The sequence below is a fragment of the Desulfomonilaceae bacterium genome, assembly GCA_041662605.1.
GTDB lineage: Bacteria > Desulfobacterota > Desulfomonilia > Desulfomonilales > Desulfomonilaceae > CAJBEZ01.
Genome location: JBAZSD010000011.1, coordinates 53,137 through 79,156 on the forward strand (window position 1 = coordinate 53,137; position 26,020 = coordinate 79,156).

18 protein-coding genes are annotated in these 26,020 nt (G+C 47.5%); 5 read left to right on the plus strand and 13 right to left on the minus strand.

The window, feature by feature from the left end; genetic code table 11:
• Window positions 1–247: 247 nt before the first annotated feature.
• Both WC647_10610 and WC647_10615 read left to right on the plus strand, forming a co-directional pair.
• Window positions 248–1,900 carry an acyl-CoA dehydrogenase family protein gene (locus WC647_10610; protein MFA6222750.1) on the plus strand — a complete coding sequence of 551 codons (1,653 nt, stop codon included), beginning with the start codon at window positions 248–250 and terminating at the stop codon, window positions 1,898–1,900.
• Between the two features lie 42 nt (window positions 1,901–1,942).
• Window positions 1,943–3,448 carry a long-chain fatty acid--CoA ligase gene (locus tag WC647_10615; GenBank protein MFA6222751.1) on the plus strand — a complete coding sequence of 502 codons (1,506 nt, stop codon included), beginning with the start codon at window positions 1,943–1,945 and terminating at the stop codon, window positions 3,446–3,448.
• A 73-nt stretch (window positions 3,449–3,521) separates the two neighbouring features.
• Here WC647_10615 and WC647_10620 read toward each other — a convergent pair whose 3' ends face one another.
• The 7 genes from WC647_10620 to WC647_10650 all read right to left on the minus strand — a co-directional run bounded on the left by WC647_10620 (window position 3,522) and on the right by WC647_10650 (window position 12,212).
• Window positions 3,522–4,136 (minus strand): TetR/AcrR family transcriptional regulator, encoded by a 615-nt coding sequence (locus tag WC647_10620; GenBank protein ID MFA6222752.1) that lies wholly within the window; start codon window positions 4,134–4,136, stop codon window positions 3,522–3,524.
• Complete coding sequence (locus WC647_10625; protein MFA6222753.1) at window positions 4,108–5,184, minus strand: tellurite resistance/C4-dicarboxylate transporter family protein; 1,077 nt, start codon at window positions 5,182–5,184, stop codon at window positions 4,108–4,110. The genes WC647_10620 and WC647_10625 overlap by 29 nt, the downstream gene beginning before the upstream one ends.
• Before the next feature lie 24 nt (window positions 5,185–5,208).
• The gene (gene narI / locus WC647_10630) at window positions 5,209–5,889 is read right to left on the minus strand and encodes a respiratory nitrate reductase subunit gamma (protein ID MFA6222754.1); all 681 of its coding nucleotides are present in this window, start codon (window positions 5,887–5,889) and stop codon (window positions 5,209–5,211) included.
• 4 nt (window positions 5,890–5,893) lie between these two features.
• Complete coding sequence (gene narJ, locus WC647_10635) at window positions 5,894–6,430, minus strand: nitrate reductase molybdenum cofactor assembly chaperone (GenBank protein ID MFA6222755.1); 537 nt, start codon at window positions 6,428–6,430, stop codon at window positions 5,894–5,896.
• A 45-nt stretch (window positions 6,431–6,475) separates the two neighbouring features.
• Window positions 6,476–7,918: a nitrate reductase subunit beta gene (gene narH / locus WC647_10640; GenBank protein MFA6222756.1), complete on the minus strand. Its 1,443-nt coding sequence runs from the start codon at window positions 7,916–7,918 to the stop codon at window positions 6,476–6,478.
• On the minus strand, window positions 7,908–11,597 hold the full coding sequence (locus WC647_10645) for a nitrate reductase subunit alpha (protein ID MFA6222757.1): 3,690 nt from the start codon (window positions 11,595–11,597) through the stop codon (window positions 7,908–7,910). Before WC647_10645 ends, narH begins: the two co-directional genes overlap by 11 nt.
• Window positions 11,598–11,693: 96 nt before the next feature.
• Window positions 11,694–12,212, minus strand: coding sequence for a metal-dependent hydrolase (locus tag WC647_10650; GenBank protein MFA6222758.1), 519 nt, complete (start codon window positions 12,210–12,212; stop codon window positions 11,694–11,696).
• 163 nt (window positions 12,213–12,375) lie between these two features.
• On the opposite strand from WC647_10650, the gene WC647_10655 reads away from it, so the two are divergent.
• On the plus strand, window positions 12,376–14,952 hold the full coding sequence (locus WC647_10655) for an MMPL family transporter (protein MFA6222759.1): 2,577 nt from the start codon (window positions 12,376–12,378) through the stop codon (window positions 14,950–14,952).
• A complete protein-coding gene (locus WC647_10660) occupies window positions 14,936–16,579 on the plus strand; it encodes a hypothetical protein (GenBank protein ID MFA6222760.1) in 1,644 nt (547 codons plus the stop codon). The genes WC647_10655 and WC647_10660 overlap by 17 nt, the downstream gene beginning before the upstream one ends.
• 77 nt (window positions 16,580–16,656) lie before the next feature.
• Here the strand turns inward: WC647_10660 and WC647_10665 are convergent, their stop codons facing one another.
• The 3 genes from WC647_10665 to WC647_10675 form a co-directional block, all read right to left on the minus strand.
• Window positions 16,657–18,774 carry a molybdopterin-dependent oxidoreductase gene (locus WC647_10665; GenBank protein MFA6222761.1) on the minus strand — a complete coding sequence of 706 codons (2,118 nt, stop codon included), beginning with the start codon at window positions 18,772–18,774 and terminating at the stop codon, window positions 16,657–16,659.
• Window positions 18,775–18,862: 88 nt separating this feature from the next.
• Entirely contained in the window at window positions 18,863–20,068 is a 1,206-nt protein-coding gene (locus tag WC647_10670; protein MFA6222762.1) for a HAMP domain-containing sensor histidine kinase, read from the minus strand.
• Window positions 20,065–21,138, minus strand: coding sequence for a cobalamin-dependent protein (locus tag WC647_10675; protein MFA6222763.1), 1,074 nt, complete (start codon window positions 21,136–21,138; stop codon window positions 20,065–20,067). The genes WC647_10670 and WC647_10675 overlap by 4 nt, the downstream gene beginning before the upstream one ends.
• Window positions 21,139–21,389: 251 nt before the next feature.
• On the opposite strand from WC647_10675, the gene WC647_10680 reads away from it, so the two are divergent.
• Entirely contained in the window at window positions 21,390–21,974 is a 585-nt protein-coding gene (locus WC647_10680) for a biliverdin-producing heme oxygenase (GenBank protein ID MFA6222764.1), read from the plus strand.
• Between the two features lie 98 nt (window positions 21,975–22,072).
• On the opposite strand, the gene WC647_10685 is transcribed toward WC647_10680, so the two are convergent.
• The 3 genes from WC647_10685 to WC647_10695 are packed head-to-tail and all read right to left on the minus strand — an operon-like array spanning window position 22,073 to window position 26,014.
• Window positions 22,073–23,212, minus strand: a complete 1,140-nt coding sequence (locus tag WC647_10685; protein ID MFA6222765.1) for an MFS transporter — start codon at window positions 23,210–23,212, stop codon at window positions 22,073–22,075.
• Between the two features lie 44 nt (window positions 23,213–23,256).
• Window positions 23,257–23,943: a SagB/ThcOx family dehydrogenase gene (locus WC647_10690; GenBank protein ID MFA6222766.1), complete on the minus strand. Its 687-nt coding sequence runs from the start codon at window positions 23,941–23,943 to the stop codon at window positions 23,257–23,259.
• Window positions 23,944–24,001: 58 nt separating this feature from the next.
• Entirely contained in the window at window positions 24,002–26,014 is a 2,013-nt protein-coding gene (locus WC647_10695) for a cation:proton antiporter (protein MFA6222767.1), read from the minus strand.
• Window positions 26,015–26,020 lie beyond the last annotated feature (6 nt).

Consider the following 26,020-nt stretch of genomic DNA (forward strand, 5'->3'; position numbering starts at 1 on the left):
ACAGATAAGCGTAAGCATGTCCTAAGCATATTTGGCCATAAAGCAGGAAAGGGGTTTTTTACAATTAGATGAGCCCTCAGTTGAGTGGTTTGGCGCAGGGCAACGGGGCGGACGACATCCTGTCATTTTGGCCTCAGATTATGAAACAATGTTCTTTACAGGAAACATTGTTCTCTGATAGTCTTGGTTATTCATAAGATACCAAGTTTCTGGGACCTAGTTAGGCTTCAAAAAGGAGGCAGATCCGATGAGTCTTCCCGACAGGCGCAATCCATATTCGTTCGATGAATTCCTGGAGAATCTATACTCGGTTGATTTCTATCTCGATGATCCCTTTCTGATCAAGATCATCAATCACTATTGCTCTGATTTGATGCCTGACCTGCACGATGAGGTCGCTGAATTTTCTCTGAAGGTCTCAGGGAAATGGCGGGAATTGGCAGATAATATAGCGGGACCGGAATTGAGACCGTACATAGAGCATTATGACGCTCACAATCACCGGATAGACAGGTTAGTCCGGCCCGAGCAAACAAGGACGCTTGAAAAAGAGACTTTTGGGGAAGCTTTATTCTCGTTCAAGACTAATCAGTGGGCACGTTTTATAAAACGATTCCTCCTTCACCAGATAGGCGAATCATGTGTCGTGTGTCCGATAGCGTGCACTGAAGGACTAATAGCGCTAATCGAGGAGTTTCCTGAAGGAAGGCAGACAGAGCTGGAAAGAATCCTTCAGCATTGCAAAGAGGGAATTGACGGTGATTTTGGTATAGGCGCTCAATTCATGACTGAAATCCAGGGTGGGTCAGATATTCCGGCCAATCTACTCGAAGCCGAACCTCACGGTGACCATTATAAGGTATATGGAACCAAATTTTTCTGTTCAGCCGCACACTCGGATTATAGTGTTATTACAGCGAAAGTCACGGGTAGCGAAGAAGTGGGCACATTCATCGTGCCTTCGTGGTTACCTGCGGAAAAGTCCCATGAGAATAGAAATGGGCATCGGATCAATCGTTTGAAATGGAAGATGGGAACCTCAGAATTGCCGACCGCTGAGATAGAATATGATGGGGCTGTGGCTTACGCTGTTGGCCCTACCAACCGCGGCGTGGCCAACGCCGTTGGCATTGTACTCACATTGTCGCGAATTGCCGTGGCGATCTCAAGCGCATCGGCTGTGACGCGAGCGGCTCGAGAGTCTATCCTTTATGGTCAGTTCCGAGATGTTTTTGGCAAGAAAATCTGTGAGTGGCCACTTGGCGCCGGACAACTTCGAGATCTTGTCGACGCTGCTCAACGAACTACTGCCGGAGCCTTTAAGGTCTATGATCTTTTCATTCGTCTTGGTGGTAAGCTTCAAGCCGGTTTGGGGTCCAAAGAGCCCATAGAAACAAGAAAGCAACGATTCAATCTAAGAGAGTTGATTATATTACAGAAACTGGTGTCGGCTTACGATGCGGTGGACGCAATTCGAAAGGCCATGTCCATATTCGGCGGTCATGGTGTGATAGAAGACTTTTCATCTTTGCCACGGCTATTCCGCGACGCTACCGTTAACGAATTGTGGGAAGGGCCCCGCAATGTTCTACTGATGCAGGTTTATCGAGACATACAACGTGTTTCTGACTGGTACCCCCCTGAGGAATTCATAGGATCGGTCCTCCACGGAGTTTCCCGGAAAACCGTGGATGACCTTTCCACAAGGCTTAGAGATTTTCTCGAGGGGCCATCATTCTTCGATCTTGAACCGGGCGCAATAGAACGGGCCATTGCATGGGAAATGTACTGTGACGAACTGTTCAAACTGTATCAACAGCAGGCATTGGACGAAGTGGGTAGGGCTCCCATCCTCAACCCGCAAAAGACGCCGGTGGCCAATGCGCTGTCCAGTTTATAAATGCGTGAAAAGTTTTAGTCAAGACGTCAACGGAGGAAGATCATGGACTTTAACATTGGGGAAACCCTCATTCACAGAGCGCGGCTCACGCCTGATGACGAGGGTTTTGTAGGTGAAGGTTATCGGTACTCTTTCTGTGAGGTCAATTCAAGAGTAAATCGTTTTGCAGCGTATTTGAAACAAAAGAATATAGCGCCCGGAGAGCGGCTGGCCATCCTGTGCAAGAACAATGAACATTTGGGCATAGCAATTTACGCTTCGGCCAAAATTGGGGCCATCGCTGTAGTGCTGAACTGGCGATTACAGAAACCTGAACTGGAGTACATTCTAAACAATTGTAAGGCTTCATTCCTGGTATACGATGCGGAATTTCAAGAAACGGTAGACCAGTTGAAGACGACAATTCCTGCCAGGATCTATGTGCGGAAGGGCGGAGAAGGCCAGGATGTTGAGTTTGAAGCGGCGATCTCTGAACAACCGGCTTCTGAACCCACACTAATTGGTGGCGGAGATGATCCTGCAATAATCATGTACACGTCAGGCACCACGGGTAAACCTAAAGGGGCGACTCTCACTCACAATAATCTCTTGTGGTCTTCTCTAACGCTTTCTCATACGTTGGACTGGAATTATGGCGATCGTTTTCTCCTGGTCGCGCCACTTTTTCACATCGGAGGCTTTGCTCCACTGGTAACCAATCTGCACAAAGGAGCGACGACTATATTCGTCCCGAACTTTGATCCTAAATCTGTATGGGCCGCAATAGCGCAAGAGAAAATCACCTCCATGATGTCTGTGCCTCTAATGCTTCAAGCGATGCTGATGGTTGCCCGAGCGACAAAAATAGATTCGTCCAGCCTCAAGTGGTTAATATGTGGAGCGTCGGCTGTGCCTGAATCTCTCATTCGGGCGTACCTTGAATTAGGGATCAAAGTGCAGCAGGTGTACGGCATCACCGAGTTTTCAGGTGGGGTGACTTTCTGGCTCCATAACATGCCGTTGGAGAAAAGTCACACTCATGGCAAACCCATATTCTACTCCGAGCTAAAGATCGTTGACCCTCAAACGGGACTAGAGAAAATGGCCGGCGAAGTCGGCGAAATCCTTTGTAAGGGGCCAATCGTTTTCAAGGGATACTGGGACAACCCAACAGCCACCCGTGAAGCCTTCATGGATGGATGGTATCGTTCAGGAGATCTTGGCGTGGTCGATGAAGACGGATATTTTTCCGTTGTAGATCGGTTGAAAGACATGATCATCAGCGGCGGAGAGAATATCTATCCCGCAGAGTTGGAGGCTGTGATAATTACGCACCCTGCAGTCGCGGAAGTGGCGGTCGTCGGAATTCCGGATAGCAAGTGGGGAGAGATTCCTGCCGCTTATGTTGTCAAGAAGACCGGAACGTCGGTTGAAACCGAGGACATTGTACGTTTGTGCAAGGAAAAACTTGCCTCGTTCAAGTGTGTAAGAGAAGTCCGTTTCGTGGATGGATTGCCCAAGAACCCGGTAGGCAAAATCCTCAAGAACGTCCTGAAAGCGTCAAAATAGTTTCTAATTTTGGACTGATTGTTCTGAAAGGGGTTGCCTTGACGGAGAAAATAGATCTCAAAGACGCCCATACTCAAGTAACCCCTTTCCTGAAAATCATTGAAATGATCGAAGCTAATCTTAAAGCGTGTTTCCGAGTATCTTCCGCAGTCCGACCAGGATAATTCTGAAACGTAATCAAAATTCCGTTAAGCGAGGCGAAAAAGGCGTGGGAAAATAACCGAATATCCCCTTTTGCGCCAACACTTAGGAAAATCTCGTCGAAAACATCCAGGAGTTTCTTCTCGGCCTCGTTAAACTTTTCCAAAGCTTTCTCGCCTATTTTTCCAGTAATCATGAAATGAGTCATCATTTCAAAAAAAGTCGCGTGTTCGAGCAAATAATCCACAAAGGCTGATGCGATTTGCTCGATTGAAACTCCTGTTTCAGAGTCCTTTAAACGTCGAATTTCCTGTTCTATGTTTTTAGCTTCTCTCCACAGCGCCTCCACGAAAAGATCATCGCGGTTCGAAAAGTATCTGTAGATTGAAGTCGGTGAAAGTCCGGCCTCAGCGGCTATATCGCGTATTCCCACCTTATTGAAAGTTTGCTTTGCAAACAGTCGAATTGAGGCGTCTATTATAAGGTTCCTGCGAACTTCACGCTCTTTTTTCCTCATTTCACTTAATATTGTTTTCTTCTGGGGCATTAACCACTCCGTCATTGAACAAAAAATTACTAATAAATTTGATTAGGCCAAAAAACGTCATTAGCCACGCTGCAAAAGCGAGGTACATGAAACAATGTGGAATTACCAATAGAAAATATAGTTGAAACGTTTCAGAAAACGTGCCCGTGCAGGCCGTGTACATACCTAGAGGGAAGACTAGACTCCAATATTCTGGTGAGTATGAAAGCCTGACGCGTCCATGGATGTGTCTCCATAATGTGAGAACCAAGAGTATCGGAATCCACCAGGTGGCCATAGACCAGCACATTATAGTGAGCCCGTTCACAAACGGGGCAAATGGGCTCAGGATACTTTGGCCATGAACGTTCTGGGCGAGGATCGTGCCTGCAAGCGCGCTTATTGCGAGAGCGCCCATATTTATCCAGTAAGTCGGGCTGAATCTCTCCGGCAGCAATTCCTTAAACATTAGCCGATAGAAGATTAACGTAATCAATATGAGATACAATGCGCATCCTACAAGGAACATACCAAGAGAAAAGAATAGAATAGATTCCCGATATGACAGGAATTGATTAGCTAATCTCCCGGCAAGAACAGATAAAGACTGTGCGCTGACCGTAGCGAGAAGCCACGCCCCGTTGATTCCCGCTTCAATCGCTGGTTTGTCGCTCCGGACCATAAGAGCGGTAAATAACCAATAAATCAGAAAGCCCCAAAGGAAGCATGCAGCGCAAAGGAACACAAACCCGAGTTGATATGCTTTATCCAGGATGACAAACTGACTCCCAAGAATGCACGTAGCTGCTACTGTGGTCAAATAGCCGACCCCTCGATTAAAATCACTCAGGTCTTCAAGGAATCGACCGGAGTAGAACACGATACGGGTAATTGTGAATAGCCACAGAAGAACGTAAAACGCTACGTTAAGCCATAATAAAGCCTGTGGAATGACACTGAATCCGACCAGGTCGGCGGCTATCGAAATTATCCCGGTCGCCATGACCATGGAGAAATAAGAAGGAGGAAGCTCTTGTACAATTGAAGATAATCTGTGCAGTTTAGTCAATTTGACGTCAATGCTTGAAAGGTCTTAAATGGTGTCCGCAAATCTTCTACGAAACGAAAGATATGGCCGTAGAAAATAGGTCAGGGGAATGCTCCATATATGAACCAACCGTGTGAATGGAGAAAATCCCAACAACGTGAGCGCCGCCAGGATGTGGATCTTGTAAGACCACGGGACCTCGATCATCAGACGAGGATCTGGATGGAAAGTCACAATGCTCCGTATCCACGGCGCAATAGTGGACAAAACGTCAAAACGTTTAAAATAGGTGTTGTATGTGCCCATGAACACTACGAACACCAACAGCGTTAGGAGAATTACATCATTGATGGATGATGTTGATCGAACTCTAGGTCTAATTAATCTTCTCCTAAGGAGAATCAACAGTCCTAACAGCGCCATAGCGCCAAACACCATCCCTGTGTAAATGGCCATGAAATCATGAATCTCTGCAGTAATACCCAACCTGTCGAGGGCCAATTGAGGGGTCAGCAAACCAAAGAAATGTCCTAAGAAGGTGAAGATTATACCCCAATGGAATATTGAGATCCCAACCTTTAGATTGTCACGGTCAACCAATTCACTTGATTTTGAATTCCAATGGTAAATATCTGAACGATAGCGATAGGAATGCCCGAGAGCAAAAACGGTCAAGGCAATATAAGGGAAAACCAGGAACGCCAGTGTATAGAATAAATTTTCCATTGATTTACTCTCCTTCAGAAATCAATTCCCCGCATGACAATAAAAGGCTTTCCATGACGCAGTCGTAGGGATGCCTAATATGTTTTAATCGTTCAGTCAGAATGCTGATATGAGAGATGTGATTACGCAATACAATGGAGGCGGTTTCATCCGAACATACGGATAGAAATTCGAGGACTATGGGCAGGTAATCCGGCAATTCGGAATTCAACTGCTCATAACCTTCGGTCTTGTATAGTTGTCGAAGCTTCGACAGCGCAGCTCCCCTTTCGCAGGTTTCTCCATGTTCATGATAAGTCAGGTAAAGACAAGTGTCAGCGCTGAAATCAAAGGCTGATGTATATGATTCCTGAATCGCCATCAGGGGAACCGTTTCTAAGGTTTCAAAGAAATGATTCAATTTTGAGGTGGAGTTGCATTCCGAAAAGCTTGCGCACTCCCGTCTAAAGTCCTCTAATGAGTCTATGAGCGTCGCATCGGGATAACTCAGAAGCGCCGAGAATAATCTGAACATTGCTCTTTTGTCTTGCTGAATTGGCATTATCTCATGATCCAAATCCAAGTGTGTCAAAAAAATCAGAGCGGATTATTCCGCGGGCCTTAGGGATTTTGCAGGGAAGCCCAGTCGACCTCGACCCTGATACATGTCTTCGGTTTCCTGCCGTGCTGTAGTAGGTATTACAAATCTGTCTTCATATTTTGCAATAGCCAGGAGTCTATACATTTCTTTCGCTACAACTTCCGTCATTTCCACTTCCTCGAGTGACTTATAATCCGGCTTGTCGGAGACCCGAGTTGATCTCATAAATTTGCGCAACTTTATAAGTTTCTTCAGGGCAAATCTGATAGGAGACTCATCCCCTGCAGTGAGCAAATTGGCCAAATACCTGAACGGAATGCGCATAAAATCGTTCTTTTCTACATCAGTATCCTGATTTTCCACCCCCTGGATCAGTGGGCTCAATGGGGGTACGTACCAGACCATTGGTAGCGTTCGGAATTCAGGGTGAGGAGGAAAAGCCAGTTTCCATTCAACCGCCAATTTATATACGGGCGATCTTTGAGCGGCCACCACAAAATTCTTTGGAACGCCCTGATCTAGAGCTTCACAAATGATCTCCGGGTCATTGGGATTGAGAAGGGTTTCAATATGAGCCTTATAAATTCCTTGATCATCAAGGACAGAGGCGGCCTGCTTAATCCTGTCGGCATCGTAGAGCAAAATTCCCAGGTACCGTATACGGCCGACGCAGGATTGAGCGCAAAGTGTAGGTTGACCACTTTCGATTCTGGGATAGCAAAGAATGCATTTCTCAGCTCTACCCTCCGACCAGTTGAAGTAGACTTTCTTATACGGACAACCTGAAACGCAATAGCGCCAACCTCTGCACCGTTCCTGATCGACCAGAACGATACCGTCTTCTTCTCTCTTATAAAGAGCCCCTGAGGGGCAAGACGCGACACATGCGGGATTGAGACAGTGTTCGCAGATACGGGGTAAATAAAACATGAAAACTTTTTTAAATTTGAGATAAATCTCTTTTTCCATACCAGCAAAGTTAACATCGTCTAATCCGGTTTCATGGACACCCGCAAGATCATCCTCCCAATTCGGTCCCCAATTGATTTCGGTATTTTGGCCAGTTATCAGAGATCTTGGCCTTGCCGTTGGTTGGTGTTGACTCGGAGGACATGATGTGAGTTTTTCATAGTCGTACGTCCACGGTTCATAATAATCGTCAAGGTCTGGCAGATCAGGATTGTGGAATATGCCTACAAACTTTTTCAGCCGTCCGCCGGCCCTAAGCTGAAGCTCGCCGTCCTGAAGATGCCAACCTCCTTTTCGGATTTCCTGGTTTTCCCATTTCTTCGGGTACCCAATTCCCGGTTTTGTTTCCACGTTGTTGAACCACATATACTCAGCGCCTTTTCGATCTGTCCACACGTGTTTGCATGGGATGCTGCAAGTGTGGCAACCTAGACATTTGTCGAGGTTCATGACCATGGCCATCTGTGCTTTAATCTTCATGCCACTTCACCCCCTCGGCTTTTCGGACTGCGACGATCACATCCCTCTCTGATCCTGTGGGACAATAATAGTTGAAAGAATAGCTAAGCTGAGCGTATGCGCCGATCATCAAAGTCGGCTTCATAACAATCCGAGTCACACTGTTGTGGCCACCCGACGTCTGTCCTGAGATTTCCGAGTCCGGGACGATAAGTCTTTCTTGAGCATGATACATGAAAGCCTTTCCAACTGGGATTCTGTGACTTACCACAGCTCTGGCCACGGTCAAGCCGTTCACATTGAAACACTCTACCCAGTCATTGTCTTTGATGTCGACGGAAGTGGCGTCCTCGTTGTTCATCCAGATAGTGGCGCCTCCGCGAAACAGGGTGAGCATAATCAGAGTTTCCGCATACGTGCTATGAATGGACCACTTGGAATGAGGAGAAATATAATTCAAGACTATCGTTTTCGAGGCCCGCTGGTCCAGACGAACAGAACCCAGCGCATCCATGTTGAGAGGTGGACGGAAAATCGGCAATCCCTCTCCAAATGCCAACATCCATTCGTGATCCAGATAAAAGTGCGCTCGGCCCGTGAGCGTACGAAAAGGAACCCGTTCCTCATAGTTGATAACAAAAGCGGAATATCTCCGATTTTCAGACTCTACACCACTCCACGTGGGTGAGGTCATTATTTTTCTGGGCTGAACGGTCAGGTCGGAGAATGTGAGTTTTTCCTCTTCTCTGCCTGCGCTCAAATGAGCCAGTTTTAAGCCTGTTCTTTTCTCCAACTCCGTCCATGACTTGACAGCGACACTTCCATTCGTCTCGGGCGAAAGAGTGAGAATTGCCTCTGCCACCTGTTTGCTGTATTTTAGTTCCGGCATGCCGAATGTTAATCCAGGATCTTTGACCGTCCCGAGGATGCTTCTCAGACGCGTGTATTCCTGGGAGGGGTTCCATGTTACGCCCTTTGCGCCAATGGTTCCGTCCACGAGCATGGGTCCGAGGGCGTTCATCATTTTGTGAGCGTTTGGGAAATCACGGGTCAGTATCTGCAGATTAGGCATCGTCTTGCCTGGTATGGGCTCCGCTTCTCCCTTTTTCCAATCCAGGACACGCGACTGAGCGATTTCTCCTGGGGAATCATGGAGTAGAGGGGTTGCTACAATATCCTTGCGGACTCCGAGATGAGATCCGGATAGCTCCGAAAACTTGGCAGCAATTGCAGAGAAATGGTCCCAATCGCTTTTCGTGTCCCACGGTGGATCAATGGCAGGATTAAATGGGTGAATAAAAGGGTGGAGATCAGTTGTGCTGAGATCGTGGATCTCATACCAACTCGCTGCCGGTAAAACCACATCAGAATATAGATCGCTTGTAGACATACGAAAGTCCAAGGACACCAGAAGATCTAGTTTACCTTCCGGCGCCTGGTCTCTCCATTTTATCTCTCTCGGTCTCAATTTGCTTTCATGCCCCAATATGGAGCTATGTGTTCCCAACAAGTTTTTCAGGAAATATTCGTGTCCTTTTCCGCTTGACCCCAGGAGATTGGAACGCCAGATAAACAGCAAACGTGGGAAATTTACAGGGTTGTCAGGGTCTTCGGCCGCAAAACTCAATCGGCCGTCCTTAAGCTTGCCAACAATGTTGGAGATAATTTCCTCATCTGTTACGCATCCCTCAGAGGTCGCTTGTATGCAAAGATCCAGAGGGTTTTGATCGAACTGTGGATAGCTCGGCAACCAGCCCATACGAGTGGAAATTACATTGTAGTCCGCAGGATGTTCCGGAAGATCGGAAGGAGCAAGAGGAGAAGCGAGGCTTCTTGCGTCGAGAGTATCATACCGCCACTGTCCGGTAGCAAAATAGAAGAAAGACGTCCCGTTGATTTGACGTGGTGGCCTAATCCAATCCAGTCCAAACGCGATCGTTGACCAGCCCACGAGCGGTCGAACTTTTTCCTGACCGGTATAATGGGCCCAACCACCTCCGTTCACTCCCTGGCAACCGCAAAGGGATGTCAAGTTGAGGATCGTTCTATAGGTCATGTCAGAGTGAAACCAGTGATTCGTTCCAGACCCCAACAATATCATGGATTTTCCATGGGTTTTCTCAGCATTCTCGGCGAATTCCCTGGCTACTGCAATTACATCGTTAGCCGGCACTCCTGTTATCCCCTCCTGCCATGCCGGTGTATAGGGGTTCGGATCATCGTAAGCCCGAGTGTTGTCAACAAGAGGCTCACGCTCAATTCCGAGGTTAGCTACCATTAAATCAAAGACGGTAGTGACAAGGATCTCTTCTCCCTGTACGAAAATTCTCTTGACCGGCGCGGTTCCTGTCCTGATCTTTGACCCTTCAAGGCCAAAGAAAGGAAATTTTACGGAAACCCATCGATCATTATCATCAGCAAAACTGAGGGCCGGGTTCACTTCAGATCCCGTAATCGAATCCTCCAGCTTCAGATTCCATCTGCCTTCTTCGTCCCACCGACTGCCCATGGTTCCATTTGGCGCAACAAATGATCTGGAATTTGTATCAAAATAAACAGTTTTCCATTCTGGTTTTTTTGTTGGCAAACCAAGGTCGGACGCCCTAAGAAAACGGTCTGAAACGTATTCATCAAGATCCGGTTTTAGACGAACGGCGAACGGCAGATCGGTAAAACTCTTTGCATAGGTCGTGAAATAATCCGACGGGTGATCAAGATAGAATTCCTTGATCACTACAAATGTCATCGCCATGGCCATGGCAGAATCCGTGCCGGCCTTCGCAGGAAGCCAGGTGTCCGAGAATTTGACATATTCAGTGTAGTCTGGTGAAACTGCGACCACTTTTGCTCCTCGGTAACGGGCCTCAGAGAAGAAATGGGCGTCGGGTGTACGAGTCATTGGTAGATTGGTTCCCCACACGATCATGTAAGTCGACTCGAACCAGTCGGCGCTTTCTGGAACATCCGTCTGTTCACCCCATACCTGTGGAGAGGACGGAGGCAGGTCGCAGTACCAATCGTAAAAGCTTGCCATAGAAGCTCCAATGAGCGAAAGGAATCTGGAACCTGAGGCGTAGCCAACCATAGACATAGCGGGTATCGGCGAAAAACCAAAAATCCGGTCAGGACCGAATTTCTTGACGGTATAGACCAAAGAAGCGGCTATGAGTTCTATGGCTTCACTGGTGGAAACCCTTACAAATCCCCCTTTACCCCTTGACTGCTGGTATTTCTTTTTCTTGAATGGGTCTTCTACTATTGCTGCCCATGCTTTTACAGGATCTGATTCATATTCCCTGGCTTCTTTCCATATTTCGAGGAGAGTGGAGCGTATGTATGGGTGTTTGACTCGTACCGGACTATATGTATACCATGAAAATGAGCTTCCACGAGGGCAACCTCTAGGCTCATGATCGGGAAAATCGGGACCGCATCCTGGATAATCAGTGTTCTGAAGTTCCCAAACTATTATGCCGTCCTTTACGAAAACATCCCACGAACAAGATCCTGTACAGTTGACTCCGTGTGTCGATCTGACTTTTTTGTCATATTGCCATCGACGGCGATACAGATCTTCCCATCCCCGACGTCCACAAACGACTTCAGCCCATCCTTGTGATAATTCCTGGTGGCGGCGAGGGCCGACATCGGCAAGAGAGCGTAGCCATCTCAATGATGACAGCAGCCGCTTTTTGGACATTGGCGCCTCCGTTCACACTGAATCCAGGTCCAATGGTGAGTGCACTAATGGGAGAACAAAGAAAGCAATTGGCCTATATCAAAAACTATTTAATATTCAGTCACCATCCGAAGGTGGGAGTTCCGATCCTGGAAGAATTTCTTGTCGGGGGAATGTTCGGAGAAATAATCTTGAAAGCAAGAGAGCCAACAATGTCGTGACGCATGCCACTTCCATCCAGAACTGCGCAAAATACAATCTGTCGACGTAGAATTGCAGCAGTTTCTCAACTACATGAAATTTGGAACTGGGCTCCCAGTGTCCCCCAAAGGGCCAAAATAGGACTTGGAGTTGCAAAAAATCTCCTACTAGATGGGTTCCCCACATCGCTATTCCTGCGATTAGCGTCCGGGAGCTAAGCTTCAGCCAGGTTCTCAGGAGAAACGCTATCGCAATCATGGCGAAAAAAAATATCAGGGTATGGCTGACACCACGTTCCGGTAATCCTAATAGCATGTTTGCGGGTTTATCTATGAGGTCCGGTCCGAAAGCGGCCAAAGATAAAAAGAGTATATTCTCCTTTTCAAACCAGGTCTGTTTCGCTATACCCGCAATTGCAAGATGGCCAATTATCATAGTTTAGAATATAGTCTCCTGGAGAAGTGATATGCAAGCAATGTGTTGAATTTTCTGTCAACTGGCCTAACAATTTCACATTGAGCCGAAGTGTTGACACATAAAATCCCAACTGTTACAGGTTTTTAACCTTATTAAAATATATGCCTTCTGGAATCATCCAATGAAATGGCTCCTGTTTCTGCTGCGCAAAATAGCGCTGACATCTCTGAATCATCCATATTCGGCGCTAATCACCAGCGCAATAATAGCTGCTCTTGGTTTTGCCAGCATGCCCTTTATTGTGACGAGCACAAACCTCCTGGCAGGCGTAGGCAAAAGTAACCAGGTCATAAATCTTACAAAAGAAAACAATCAATATTTTGGCGAACAAGAATCCCTGGTGCTGGTGCTCGAATTCCCGGAGCCCCCAGGAAGGAACCGACTGCAATATATTCAGGATCTAGGCGAAAGCATAGCAACTGTGCCGGGGGTTGAGCGAGTTAGATACAGGTTGATTGATCCAGACAACCCAAAAGACGTTGAAACGCTCTTCAAGCATTTTTTGCTCGGCATGACAGCAAATGAGAGAAAAGGAATAGAGGCGATACTCAGCCCTGAAGGAGTCAAGGACGCATTCAGAAGGACTCGAAATCATCTAATTTTGCTTGAGAATTCTCATTTGGAGAAACAGTTGCTGAGCGATCCCCTCGAACTTTCCAATTTCGTGGCGCAGTCCATGGAAAAACAAACCGGGCCTATTGGGGTAGGTGATCCTTATCTCCTTATATCCAGCCCTGACGCGACATTATATCTTATTCAGATCACTCCGCAATTTCCAAGCTCAGACATAGTAAAGTCCAAAACGCTGGTCGAACACCTGAACAAATTCATTCCTCCGAAAATTGCTGAACTAAACAAAACCGTAAACGTTGTCAAGGACATCAAAGAACTCAAGTGGGAGTTAACAGGTAAGACGGCCTTTCAGTACGAGTCGGATGTAATCTTTGACGAAGAGACATCAAGGCTTCTTATCATAAGCTTCGGGCTGGTTTTGTTTACATTCCTGGCAATATACAGAAGCTTCATTTCAGCCATCATACTCATGATCCCATTGGCTGCCGGCATAGGCCCGAACTACGGTTTACTCTATCTCGCTTACGATGAGGTCAATCCGGTGGTCATGGGGGCTACAGGAGTTCTGCTCGGACTTGGGGCAGAGTATGGTGTTCATCTTTGGGGTCGCTTCCGCGAAGAGTTCGATCGCCATGGTTCTTGTAGGGACGCAATCCTCACATCTTATGAACAAACGGGACCACCAGTGATCTTAGGCGCTCTCACTGGCATAGTAGCCTTTCTATGCCTATGCCTGTCGAATCAGCCCGCGCTGACTCAATTCGGTTATTTCGGGGCGACAGGTCTTGCCTTGACCATAGTGTCAACACTGTTTCTTCTTCCGGCTATGGTCTCGATTTTATCAAGCCAAAAAAAGGACCGTTACCCGAAGATGATGGTGTCATTCGGATTCCTTGCCGGTCTCTACCGACGTAATCCTGTGATAATTGTAGCGGTATCGATCGTTCTCATTTGCGTGAGCGCCTTTTACGCTTCCAGAGTCACCTACGAGAAGGATCTTTTCAAGGTTTTCCTTGCAAGCGATATGACATCTATGGCCGTATCCCAGAAAATTTCCGCGAAATTTCATTCAAACTTCTCTCAATCAACTCAATTGAGCTTTGATGTTAAAGATTTTCAGGAAGGATTGACTGTTCAGAGAGAGCTTGATCGCATACTCGAATCAATCATGGCCAAATCTTCGGAAATAGCTTCTTTTGATTCTATTTCGCGTTTCATGGCTCCTGAAAAAGTTCAGCGGAAAAACATCGAGATCCTTTCGGGAATAGTTAAATCATGGCCAAATTTGAGAAAGATTTTCGAGCGCGAGCTTCAAAACTCTGACTATTCGACGTTTGCCAAGAACAAACTTGAAGAATCATTCGATTCCACCGGGAAGATGATGTCTGATCTTGTTGAGAGCGATCATAATGACCAGGATGTCAACGATCCCACAGAAAAGGCCATGTTCGTAGCCAAGATAAAGGATAAGTATAGATTCCTTACCGACGTCCGGTATTCAGACGCCATTACCAATCCTGAGGATCTGAGAAAAGTCGATCACGAGATTCTGGAGGCGGTTAAAGGGTTGCCGGTTGTCGTCCATATATCGGGAACACGTCAGACCATGGAGGCCATTTTGTCGAGCCTGGTCGATGAACTCGTGCGTTTGGGAATGTATGCGTTTGTTTCATTAATTCTGATATTTCTGGCCGTATTCCCGAATCCTCTGGGAGTTGGCTTGTGTTTGATCCCGATGATCGGTTCCTTTGCCATGACTCTAGGAGCTGCCGGGTTTGTCGGAGCCGGTCTACCGTTTTCGGTGGTCTGTGTTGCGCCTCTCGTTTTTGGGTTTAGTATCCACAATGGCATCCATGTCGTAATGGGCAGCCTTCACGAGCAAAACAGTGACATTCAGAAAACCATGATCAGAGTGACTCCTAGAGCTGTTCTAACTTCTTTGACCATAATGGCCGGTTTTGTGGCCATGGTAACATCGAGGCATTATTCCATGGAGTTCCTCGGGTGGTCCATGATTGTTGGGATGCTTTCAGCCGTGCCTCTGACTTTGGTTACGCTGCCTGCGCTGTTGCTTTTGGTCCAGAGAAAAAGAATGCCGGAAAACCAAATTGAAAACGTCGGCTGAGATAAATACTATTCCGCTAATTGCTTTGGTCCTGTTTACCTTCAGCTTAAGCCTTGCCCTTTTAATTGGTAACATAGGATTTCAGGGGGATGACTGGTGGCAATTTTCCTGGCCCTACTGGTTCCCCTTTCCTCAATCAATTTGGGAATACGTCAAGGCGTCCAGCCGTCCCATAGAAGGTATTTATACTGTTCTAGTTTTTGATGTGTTCGGCTTAAACAGAATTTTGTATACTCTTTCGGCGCTGATCTTGTCAGCAGGCTCATGTTTGCTACTGGCTAGTACCTTAAAACGTGCATTTCCCTCAAAAGCTTCATTGCCTGTAATAGGGGCTTTTCTCGCATTCTTCCTTACTCCGGTTTCAAACCTCATTTATATGTTTCACACCGACAATTCGCGTCTGTCCATGTTGTTTTTCTGGATTTCGGCATTCAGCTTTCAGCGCTGGGCGCAACGTTCCTGTTCATGGATCGGCTTGATCCCGCCGGCTCTTTTCTACCTACTGGCAGCGTTTACATATGAAAACACGACTTTTATCCTTTTTGGCGTTCCGCTCTTAGTGTGGCCAGTCTATAGCCTGGGCGAAAAAGCCGTCAACGAAAAAGCTTTTTTTATCAGGCTGTTTGCAGGTATTGCTGGCAGCTTCGCCCTATTTGTCTTGGTCCGCTTCCTTGTGTTTTCAGGAGGAGCCGTTAAACAAAGTTCCCTGATCCCCCCTATCGACTTGGTGTTCAAATACTTTTCGAACCTTGTAATTTACGCCGCATTTCCGTTCCATGATATTCCGGGAGACTCCGTGTCCTGGTTGTGGGCGACCCCTGCAGCCCTGGTCCTGGCCGCTCTTGTCTTTTATTCACTGAGAAGGAGCCCTCCGTCACAAGTTCAAAAGTTGGAGCGCTGGAACCAGGGTTTCTTATATATCGGAATGTTGGGGATCACATTTGTAATCTTGGGAATGCTTCCGTACCTCATGGCCGGCTACAATTCAACCATTGGTTTCACGAGTCAGAGCAGGATCTATTCGTCAGCTTCTTTCGGGTTAGCCATTCTTCTCGCATCCATCGTTGTGGCTCCTGCTCATCCAAGAACCAGAGCGCTGACCCACACCCTCGCGATAATTGCCATATGTCTAATGGCCGCGTTCATGGCTGGTCTACGCCACGAGTGGCAGGACGCTGAACGTCAGAGGCAAAGACTAACCCGGACTTTGTTGGAGCAAGCCCCTCAAGTGGCTCCAGGATCTACATTCCTGTTCCTCGATTTGCAGTCCTACATTACCGCCGGAGGAGTAGACCGAGCCGTTGTTTTTCAAGGCGTGGACGGCCTTGGAGAATGGGCGAGGATTCTTTATCGAAACAGGAATATTTACGCATACTTCCTTTATTCACAAGGTGAAGCTTTCAAGGACGATGAAGGAAGAACAGCCTCCGTCTCTCCCCAAGGCGTTATTGCAAGGGGTAGCGTAACAAGAGGACTCATTCCTCTTGATAGTTTGATAATCGTCAAGAGAGACGTGAACAGATTGCGGATCCTCGATAGTCTTTCTGAGCAGGACCATGCGGCGGCGATAAACTGGAAAGGCATTTCGCAGATAACTACAAACCGGAACCTCATCATCCGCCCCTGATACATGTTGGTAAAAAGACCATGAATCCCAGTAGACATGATCACTTGGGAACCTGGACGTCTCGACCGATCTGTCAGTTATTCAGATTTTTTTATTCTGCAGAGGTAACACTTCATCGGTTCGCTTCCTGTTTCAGGGTCGTAGCCGTCATTTCCAAACAAAAGATTCACACTCGAACGTTTCCAGCCATATTCCGGGGGCTTGTCTTCAGGGTACCACCAAGCATGCTGGGCGTAAACCACGTCAGGGGCAATGCCGTCAAAGAGCCTGGCCCTCATTTGAACTGAACCGTATGGAGACTCTATCCACACCCAATCCCCATCTGAAATCCCCAAAGAGTCAGCGGTTTTCGGATGAATTTCAACGATCGGGTCGGGGCTGTTCTTGCGGAGCGAAGCAATTTGATGGAGTTCGGAATGGAAGAAATAACGGTTCTTGGATCCGGAGACAAGAATCAACGGATAATCCAGGGCAAGATCGGGTCGCGATACAGGGGAATACGCTGGTTCTCGATACACGGGTAGGGGAGATGCGCCAATATGCTCAACAATAGTGCTATAGATTTCGAATTTCCCGGTAGGGGTTTGAAATCCATCGGTTCTGTACTTGTGATACCGCATTTTCCCAACTACGATTGATCTTTGACAGAACTCGTCGAAATTCATACCGCTATCTTCAAGCAACCAATCAATATAATTTGACCAGCTTGTCCACGGAAACGCTTCCTGTAGCCCTAAACGGCGCGCAATGTCCAGGATGACATGTCGATCGTCCCGAGATTCTCCAACCTGCGCTACTTTCCTGCGAGCGATTACACACCAGATTTTGTGAAGGCTTACAACGTCGTCCTGTTCAAGCCATGTAGCCGCTGGCAGGACCAGATCAGCAAGCTGAGCGGTAGGTGTAAGAAAGAAATCCGAAACCACGGTAAATTCCATGTGGTCTTTTAGGGCCGCTTCTATTTGGAGTGATTGGGTTTGGGTAAGCAAAGGATTTGACCCTACAATCCACATGGCTTTAACACGGTAAGGGTCGCCACTCACTTGAGATCGCCAGAATGATGGAGCATGCGGCGTTTCAGCCCAGAGCGGAAACATGCCACCTGTCAGCATCCGTTTTCTTGATTCGGGCGGCATGAAGTGTTTACCCGCCTGATCGGGGTTGATGAAAACAGATTTTGGCTTTATTCGTTCCGGAGGAACCCAAAGCGCATCCCCTCCAGGTCTATCTACGTTACCGGTAATCGCGCTCAAAATTAGCAAGGCTCGCGCTGTTTGAAAATTGCACGAGTTCATATCCACTCCGTTACCCCACTGAATGCAAGCCGGAGCAGTCGTGGCGTATGCGCGTGCGACCGATTGAATGGTTTCCGCCGGGATTCGTGTAATGGATGAAGCCCATTCAGGGGTGAAAGTATTGACATGTTCAATCAGTTTGTCGAATCCAAAGGTGTAATTTTCCACGAAATCGTGATTGAACAAATTTTCTCTGATGACAACGTGAATCATTGCGAGCGCCAGCGCTGCGTCAGTACCCGGTCTTATTCTGAGCCAATAGTCAGCTTTTTCGACAGGTCCTATCCGACGTGGGTCTATGACGATTACTTTTTGAGCTTTTTTTATAGCTCGTTCCAGCATGCCCCCGCACATTCCGTCTGCGGCTCCCGAGTGAGTGATGTTGCAGCCCCAAATCAGGATGCAAGCAGGTTTGTCTCCCCCGAAACCATAAATGTCAGCCACCGGAAGTCTCCCGAGAGTCATACCGCTTGCCATAACCCTCGGGATGTAACAAACATGCCCGGGGCCAATGAAATTGGGTGTTCCAAAAGCGTTCGCGAATCGAATGGTAAATTCCGTGTAGGGTCGTCCAGTCCCCTGCGCTACCGCCAAAAATTCCGGGCCGTTTTCTTGTCTTATCCGACCGAATTTCTCGGCCATTTCACCTAAAGCTTCTTCCCAGGAAATTGGCGTCCAGCGATTTTGTCCACGCTCGCCCGTCCGTCTCAGAGGGGTGGTGATTCTGTCGGGGTGATAAAGCAGTTCCGGCGCCGCTTTTCCCTTTGGACAGATGTAGCCCCGACTCGTAGGGCTTTCCGGATCCCCGGTCACTTTTGTCACACAACCGTCCTCAGTGTGGACTAGTACCTGACACACTCCGTGACAACCACGACAGGAAGAACGAACGATCTGTTTCATGTTTGGCGCCCTATCCCCGGTGTTTCTTAGGACGAAAAGTCCCATTCTCACTTAGGCCGGTCTGGACCGCATACAGTTGAGGACAACCTCATTTTGCGGGGCTTAAGGGAAGAGCGACATAGAACGTGGTTCCTCGGCCGACTTCGCTCTTAACCCAGACTCGCCCCTTGTGGCCCAACACGATCTTGCGTACGATTGCGAGACCCAGGCCGGTGCTTTCTTCACCATCAGTTGTCTTTACACTTGTCCTTTGAAATGGTTTGAACAGTTTGTCAAGATCGTTCGCGGGTATTCCCTGACCTTGATCTTTGACTGACAAGATGACTTCATCATCAGTTCGGACAAGGTTCACGTTTATGACACTTCCAGAACTAGAGAACTTCAGGGCGTTAGTTATGAGGTTGTTCAGAACCTGTTCGATCTTTGCCGCGTCGATCTGAATATTGGGAATATGAGCATCATGATTAAAGGTATGCCTAATTTGTTTCTTAGAGGCCATCGCGTTGTTTAGAACAAGGTTGCGCTCAATCAAGCCTATCAAATCAGTGTTCGCGAGTTCCAACTCCAATTTCCCTGACTCAATCTTGGCCACGTCAAGAAGATCATTAACAAGCTGGAGCATAAACCGGCTTGAGGAATGTATTATTGAAACAAACCCCATTTGTTCCTGATTAAGGGCATCAGCGGCTTCATCCAGCAAGAACTCGCTATAAATCTGTATTGCGTTAAGAGGGTTTCGTAAATCATGGGCCGCTATTCCGAGAAAACGGTTCTTTTCTTCATTGAGTTTTTCCAATTCAACATTTTTTTTGGTAACTTCCCGTTGCAAATTTGCAAGCTCGTTATTGAGTCGACCCAATTCATCGTAAAGTGTACTATCTGTCTGCTCTCGGTTTTTTACTAGTTGCTCTCGATCTTTCATCGCTGAACGAAGACTATTGATTTGTTCGGCTCCCATCTGAACCATCTCATTAAGGAGTTTTTCCAACCCGTCAGTAGTTTTGGCTCCGATGATCAATAGCCTTTCATTCCATAGAACACCAGCAAAGCTTAGAATCTCAACACTGTCAAAAATACGCATGCCAAGTTGCCAACCAAAGACAGCGCCATGAGACTTGATCTCTACAATAAAGTTCAGGGACTTGATTAGGCTACCCCTATCCACAATAGTAGAAAGAGGCTTTCCTGGGTGCATTCTGTCAGAAAGGCCAAGCCCATCCTGAATCACTTCCTGGATGGTTCCATCAAGATCGCAAGAGAAGACAATTCCCATTTCAGGTCCGTCAGGTTTCATGAAAGAGACTTTTCCGCGACTATTCGATTTGCCAGCGCAATAGCCTGTTGAGCGTCCTCGGCAAAACCATCTGCCCCGAGGCGTTTCCACAATTCCGGAGACGTACGCAATGTGTAACCGCCTACCAAAATCTTCACTTTCTTATTCGGGTCAAATTCACGAATACTTGAGATCAGGTCCTTTAATGCGCTTCTATGGAGTGGCGTAGAGGACGATATTCCGACGACGTCGGCATGCCGTTTATCTATTGCTTCAATAATGCTGGATGCGGGGGTGTTTGCGCCCATGTAGTAGGTGTCCCATCCTTCCATCTCAAAAAAGTCCGCTACCATGCGGACTCCGATTTCATGAAGCTCACCCCCTACGCAAGCGGCCACCAATGTTCGACCGATTTTCTCATTCGAGAAGATTCGCGAGTAAAGTTGCGACATGATGAGTTGAGTGGCGGCCGAGCAGTAATGTTCCTGAGCTACACTAACTCTATTTGAGTGCCACAGGCGACCAATTTCATACTGGGAACGTTGAAAAACGTACAAGTAAATGTCCTTGATGCTTTCACCCTTGTCAACAGCCTCCATTATGAGAATGGTAGCCAAACGCCTGTCACCGTTCAAAAGCGACTCCAGGTATTGCTTGGCCATGTCATGGAGGGGGGCGTCATGTGTAATAAAAGAGGATTGGGTCCCAACTTCATGTTGTATTTGTTTGTTTGCGGCTATTATGTATTCGCCGGTAATTGACGCCATTTCAGGGGAAAGTCGTTCACGCAGAATTTCATCGGCGAGTTCAAGCATCGTTGGTAAGGCTTCGGGCGGGATTCTTATGCCGTCGAAGAGTTGTTTAACCCACACTACATAATCAGCAAACAGGGAAATGTCAGACTCGTTAAGGGCCGCTACAAGATAACTTAAATGATGATTCGAGTCCCGTAGGCTCAATTGTCTACCTTTTTCCCCGTATGGCTTCCATGTTTCGGGTTGAAGCTCATACTGGCGGGAGACAATGGCTTCAGAGATAGCGTTCCTCTGCTCGTCGATAATTCTGGCTATTTCGTCAGTGATGGGCTCCATTTTGACCCCTCATCCACGGAAAGTCTGGGTGTTGGCGCAACATGGCGCAAAACCAGGGTAAATAAACCTCCCATCATATGATCTTATACAAATAATTCTGTCACAAATTCTGATTATTGTCATATTTTTTCCAGATATCTCTCCGGAAGAAGTTTCTTGATAAAAATATAATAATTTCTTAAAGGTAGGAATTAAACCACTACAATCTCGGATTTTGATTACAATACACTTTTGGATAGGAGCGGATCAGAATGGCGAAAGAATTCATGCAAAGATTGAGAGAGGCAATCATGCCTTTACATGATGAAGCGGAGAAAAGCGGTCCCTTGAGCGCTATTGAACAAAAAACGATTACCCTCGAGCGGTATAAAAAAATTCTTGAACGTCTGTACGGTTTTATTTCCGTCGCAGAGGATCTGATCATACATGAAATCCAACCGAGTGGCCTTGATTTCGGTCCAAGGACCCGGACTAATCATCTGGAAAATGATTTAATATTCCTTGGCCACACTCGGGATTCCTTAACGGAAATACCTCTCTGCGATGACATATCGGCCATCAGGACAATACACGGGGCCCTGGGACTTGCGTACCTGTCTGAGGGATCACGTCTTGGGGGGTTGGTGTTGTCTAAAGATCTCGTAGACTGTTTCGGATTCGTAGATTTTCAGGGATATGCGTATTTCGCCTCCAACGGCATGGATGTTCCATCTCTATGGTTGTCTTTCAAGGATTTTATGGAAAATTATGTTGAGTCACAAGGAGGAGGCTCCGAAATCATTTTAGCGGCGAGAAACGGTTTCGCATCCCTTAACGAATGGCTTGCCGGACCCTGACCTAAGTTAAGCGCCTATCGTGATTTTACTCATATTAAGACACGTGGCCAAGAGAACGTTTAAAAAACTACCAGGTAAAACCGAAGACGAGATACTAATCATCTGCGGACGTGAGGAAGCGTCACAGCAAAAGCAATGGCCAGGACAGGAAAAATGAACATTGAGTATAGTGTTACTGTTAGGTCGTAATGGTCGGCGATTATACCCATTATCGGCACAGAGAGACCGCCAAGTCCAATAGCCGCCCCAAGAGTTACACCCGACGCGACACCGATGTGAGATCGAAGATAACTCTGGCCCAGCAATACTACTGTGCTCGCGCTCCCGATTGTGGTCATACCCACAAGTCCAAGGCAGACCAGTCGAAAAACTCCATGCGTGACCATAAACCCCAGAAGTAGTGGAGGAATAACGCATAGCGAACCCACGAGCAAGTTCTTGAGACCAATACGATCCGCGACAAAACCACCTATTCCTGATCCCAAAGCGCCGGAAATAAGCATGACCGTTAGAGCAAAATTGGCTTCAGGTATGGACACCAGTCTCACATGAACGTAATAAAGGGGGATAAAGGTCATCAAACCAAAATAAAGGCATGTCCTAAGAACAATTACGGCAGTCAGTCTGGAAAAAGCGCCCCATTGAGCCGTGTCATCCACAGCGGTCAATCTTGTCGCCTTTACAGACGGGCGAAAAGAAGATAGTCGGGGCAATTCCCTTATCAGGCCGACAGCCACAACAATCGCTGGTATTATCATGAACATCGTTCCAGGTAGACCGAATTTCAGAATCAGAGGCGTCACCATAACAGGGCCGAGGCTAAACCCTATTGACCCGCCCACCGTGAAATAACTCATACCTGTGGCCCGTTGCCCTGACACATAATTTGCGAATCTGGATCCTTCAGGATGGAACGCAGCCACCCCCAATCCACTAAGAAGGACACTCGCTGCTATTAGCGCATATGTTGGGGCTATACCTGTCAAAGCCAGGCCAAGCCCTCCGGTTAAAACACCAAATGGCATCAACCACGGAAGAGGGCGTCTATCCGAGTAGTAACCCAATAAAGGCTGAATTAGGGAAGACAATACCGTAGCCGCCAATACCAATCCAGATGCAGCGACATAGGACAGGCCCCTATCTGCTACCAGGAACGGGAGGATAGCCGGAACAGCGCCCTGGCTGACATCGTTGAACATGTGACTCACAGCCAGAAACACCAATTCGCGGTGATCCATGGCTTCCTTCTTGTCGGAGGAATTTTGAACGCTGTCCGGATAACTCATTTCTTGGGCAAGCTATGTTCGGGGCTCTTGGACAGAGGATAGCCGACCGTCTGGGCCAGCGTTATTTTCTGATCCGTTCCAAGTTTCATAGCCTCACCGAGCTTCGTCCTGTCGATGCCTGCCCGAACCACTGTGGCGAGGCCTTCTGATGCGCAGTATAAATAGACGTTCTGGCTTATAAAGCCGGTGTCAGCGGCGGAAAGGAATCTTTTTTCAGAGTCCTGAGAGGCCCCCATTTTGGAGAAGTCTGCTACGTAAACGAGGTTAAGCGGCGCATCCTTCACATAGCCCTGAAGACCAGCGAGAGCCCGCATGTCTCCAGTCGCGACTGGGATCAAGAGATTGGGTTTGGGGTCATATCTGTATATTCCAGCCTTAGTGACAACATAGATGTCAATTTCTTGCTTGTTTAGAGCAGAAGGAGCTGTTCGTCTTCCAGATTCCGGCCGGTTTATTCCGAAAGCCGCCCAAAGCAAGTTAGAAAGCGTCTGAGGAGGAATGTCCTCCGGAGCAAACTCGCGAGCGGTCCTTCTTTCACTTAACGCCTGCATAAGAGTTTTACCCTGGAGGATCTGTGGTTGAGGAAGCCGGATGGCTTGAAGTTCTGAGGCTTCAGACATGGTCATGGAATTCAACAGGATGGCCACTCCAAAACACAACACTGGGATTAGTTTAAGTTTCATTTTGATTACCTTTCAGCATATTAATTTAACAACACAATTTCAAAGGACAAGCTTCTGATCATTGACTGCCGCCAATTTCTATGGCTGTCGGTGGATGGAAAATTATCTCTACCTCGGAGATCGACTCCACTTTACCCAAAAGCACAACTATGTCATCGGCGAGGATTTCCTGATTCGCCGATGGATTGGAGATGAAGTCCGTTCCCCTTATGATGGCGAGAACCGTCACGCCGTATTTCTTCCTGATTTCAAGGTTGCTGATAGTACTTCCAACTGCCTGCGCGCCGTCTTTTACCCGAACTGTTGATATTTCGGTCCCGGATATTTTCAAAGGGAGGTCCGATACGGTTGCCGGTTTGTGCGACGGACTTCTTAACATTCTGTAATGATTTGACCTAACCTGCGTCACAAACCTGTAGATATCTTCTCGAGGCGTCAGGTATTTCCTGAGAACCCGCACCAGGATTTCTATGGACGCCTCGTACTCTTCCGGCACGACTTCGTTGGCTCCAAGGACGCACAAGGGTTCTATTTCAGACACGAATCTGGTCCGTGCTATGATGTGGACCGCTGAGTTCAATCGACGGGCGGCATCAATAATACGCCGGGTTGCCCCTGGATCAGAAATCATAATTACAAGAGCCCTTGCGCGAGCGACACCGGCGTGTCTCAATACTGGACCGGTTGTAGCGTCACCGTAATAAATAGGCTGTCCTTTGGAGGCTTCCCTGCGAACAGTGTCTGGATTCAGTTCTATTATTACCCTTGGAATATTAGCGGCAGCAGCTACGTGGGATAGATTTTGCCCACCGAGACCAAACCCGATGATTACAAGGTGGTCTTTGTGTCTCGGGATATTTTGCCGTTCCGCTGTCTTGGAAAATCCTCTTTTTATGATCTTGGGGACAGGAATAGAAAGAACGATCGCTGCGAGTCGATTCCCGGAGTCAATCAGGAAAGGAGCGGCGATCATGGTCATGATTGATAACCCCAGGAAAAGCTGATAGGCGCTTTGGTCAATCAGACCCAATCCGGAACCGGTTTCTGACAATACGAAAGAGAATTCTCCAACCTGACTCAAAGCCACTCCGGTCAAGACAGCGGTTCTCAACGGTAGTCCCAGCGCCATGGCGGAAGTCGCCGCTGTCAGGAATTTGGCTACAATTACGATCAGAGTCACACCTGTTACAGTTACTACATTATTAAGGACAAATCTTATGTCCAGAAGCATGCCGATGGAGACAAAAAAGAAACTGGTAAACAAATCCTTGAAAGGTAAAATGTCCCCAAGGGCCCGCTCGCTAAATTCGGATTCCGAAACGATGAGGCCGGCTATGAAAGCCCCCAGGGCCAGTGAAAGACCTAGAGCGGATGTTAACCACGTAGCCCCGAGCGCGACAAGCACGATTCCCAACAGAAACAACTGCCTGTTTCTAAGACGAGCGACTTGAAACAAAAATCTGGGAGCGATCCATTTAGTGGAAACCAATACAATGAGGGAAATGGCAATGGCTTTTAACGCCAGGACAAGCAGAGCAGTACCTAGAGACGAGCCCTTTCCCGCCATAATGGGAGTGGCAAGCATCATGGCCACTACCGCCACGTCCTGAAATATTAGTATCCCCAGTGTTAGGCGTCCATGAGGGCTTTCGGTTTCGGCCCTTTGCTGCAATATTTTCAGGACTATGGCCGTGCTACTCAGAGACAGCAAAAAACCAAAGAAAATAGACCGGTTGCTATCCATCCCCATGAAGCCGGCCAATAGCGCTCCTGCCACGATGGAAAGCCCTACCTGTATTGCTCCACCCACCAGAACCATAGTCTTGATTTTGAACAGGCTCTTGAAGGAGAATTCAAGACCGATCGCAAACAACAGGCACACGACGCCGATCTCCGCCATCTGTTCCACCTGATGAGTGTTGTTTATCAAACCCATACAGTGGGGACCGGCTAGAATTCCAGTCAGCAGAAATCCAACGGTATCCGGGATGGCGAAACGATGGCAAATAAACGCCACCCCAAGAGCGAGCCCACAGATAACTACGATATCTCTAAGTAACGGAATTTCCATCTATGT

Bases quoted from the DNA above. Each gene is read 5' to 3' on its own strand.
- narH (MFA6222756.1), bottom strand. From the start codon at position 7,918: ATGAAGATTAAAGCACAGATGGCCATGGTCATGAACCTCGACAAATGT.
- narJ (MFA6222755.1), bottom strand. From the start codon at position 6,430: ATGCCAATTCAGCAAGACAAAAGAGCAATGTTCAGATTATTCTCGGCG.
- WC647_10690 (MFA6222766.1), bottom strand. From the start codon at position 23,943: ATGAAACTTAAACTAATCCCAGTGTTGTGTTTTGGAGTGGCCATCCTG.
- WC647_10610 (MFA6222750.1), top strand. From the start codon at position 248: ATGAGTCTTCCCGACAGGCGCAATCCATATTCGTTCGATGAATTCCTG.
- WC647_10685 (MFA6222765.1), bottom strand. From the start codon at position 23,212: ATGGATCACCGCGAATTGGTGTTTCTGGCTGTGAGTCACATGTTCAAC.
- narI (MFA6222754.1), bottom strand. From the start codon at position 5,889: ATGGAAAATTTATTCTATACACTGGCGTTCCTGGTTTTCCCTTATATT.
- WC647_10695 (MFA6222767.1), bottom strand. From the start codon at position 26,014: ATGGAAATTCCGTTACTTAGAGATATCGTAGTTATCTGTGGGCTCGCT.
- WC647_10665 (MFA6222761.1), bottom strand. From the start codon at position 18,774: ATGAAACAGATCGTTCGTTCTTCCTGTCGTGGTTGTCACGGAGTGTGT.
- WC647_10620 (MFA6222752.1), bottom strand. From the start codon at position 4,136: ATGCCCCAGAAGAAAACAATATTAAGTGAAATGAGGAAAAAAGAGCGT.
- WC647_10650 (MFA6222758.1), bottom strand. From the start codon at position 12,212: ATGATAATTGGCCATCTTGCAATTGCGGGTATAGCGAAACAGACCTGG.
- WC647_10655 (MFA6222759.1), top strand. From the start codon at position 12,376: ATGAAATGGCTCCTGTTTCTGCTGCGCAAAATAGCGCTGACATCTCTG.
- WC647_10615 (MFA6222751.1), top strand. From the start codon at position 1,943: ATGGACTTTAACATTGGGGAAACCCTCATTCACAGAGCGCGGCTCACG.
- WC647_10645 (MFA6222757.1), bottom strand. From the start codon at position 11,597: ATGTCCAAAAAGCGGCTGCTGTCATCATTGAGATGGCTACGCTCTCTT.
- WC647_10670 (MFA6222762.1), bottom strand. From the start codon at position 20,068: ATGAAACCTGACGGACCTGAAATGGGAATTGTCTTCTCTTGCGATCTT.
- WC647_10675 (MFA6222763.1), bottom strand. From the start codon at position 21,138: ATGGAGCCCATCACTGACGAAATAGCCAGAATTATCGACGAGCAGAGG.
- WC647_10680 (MFA6222764.1), top strand. From the start codon at position 21,390: ATGGCGAAAGAATTCATGCAAAGATTGAGAGAGGCAATCATGCCTTTA.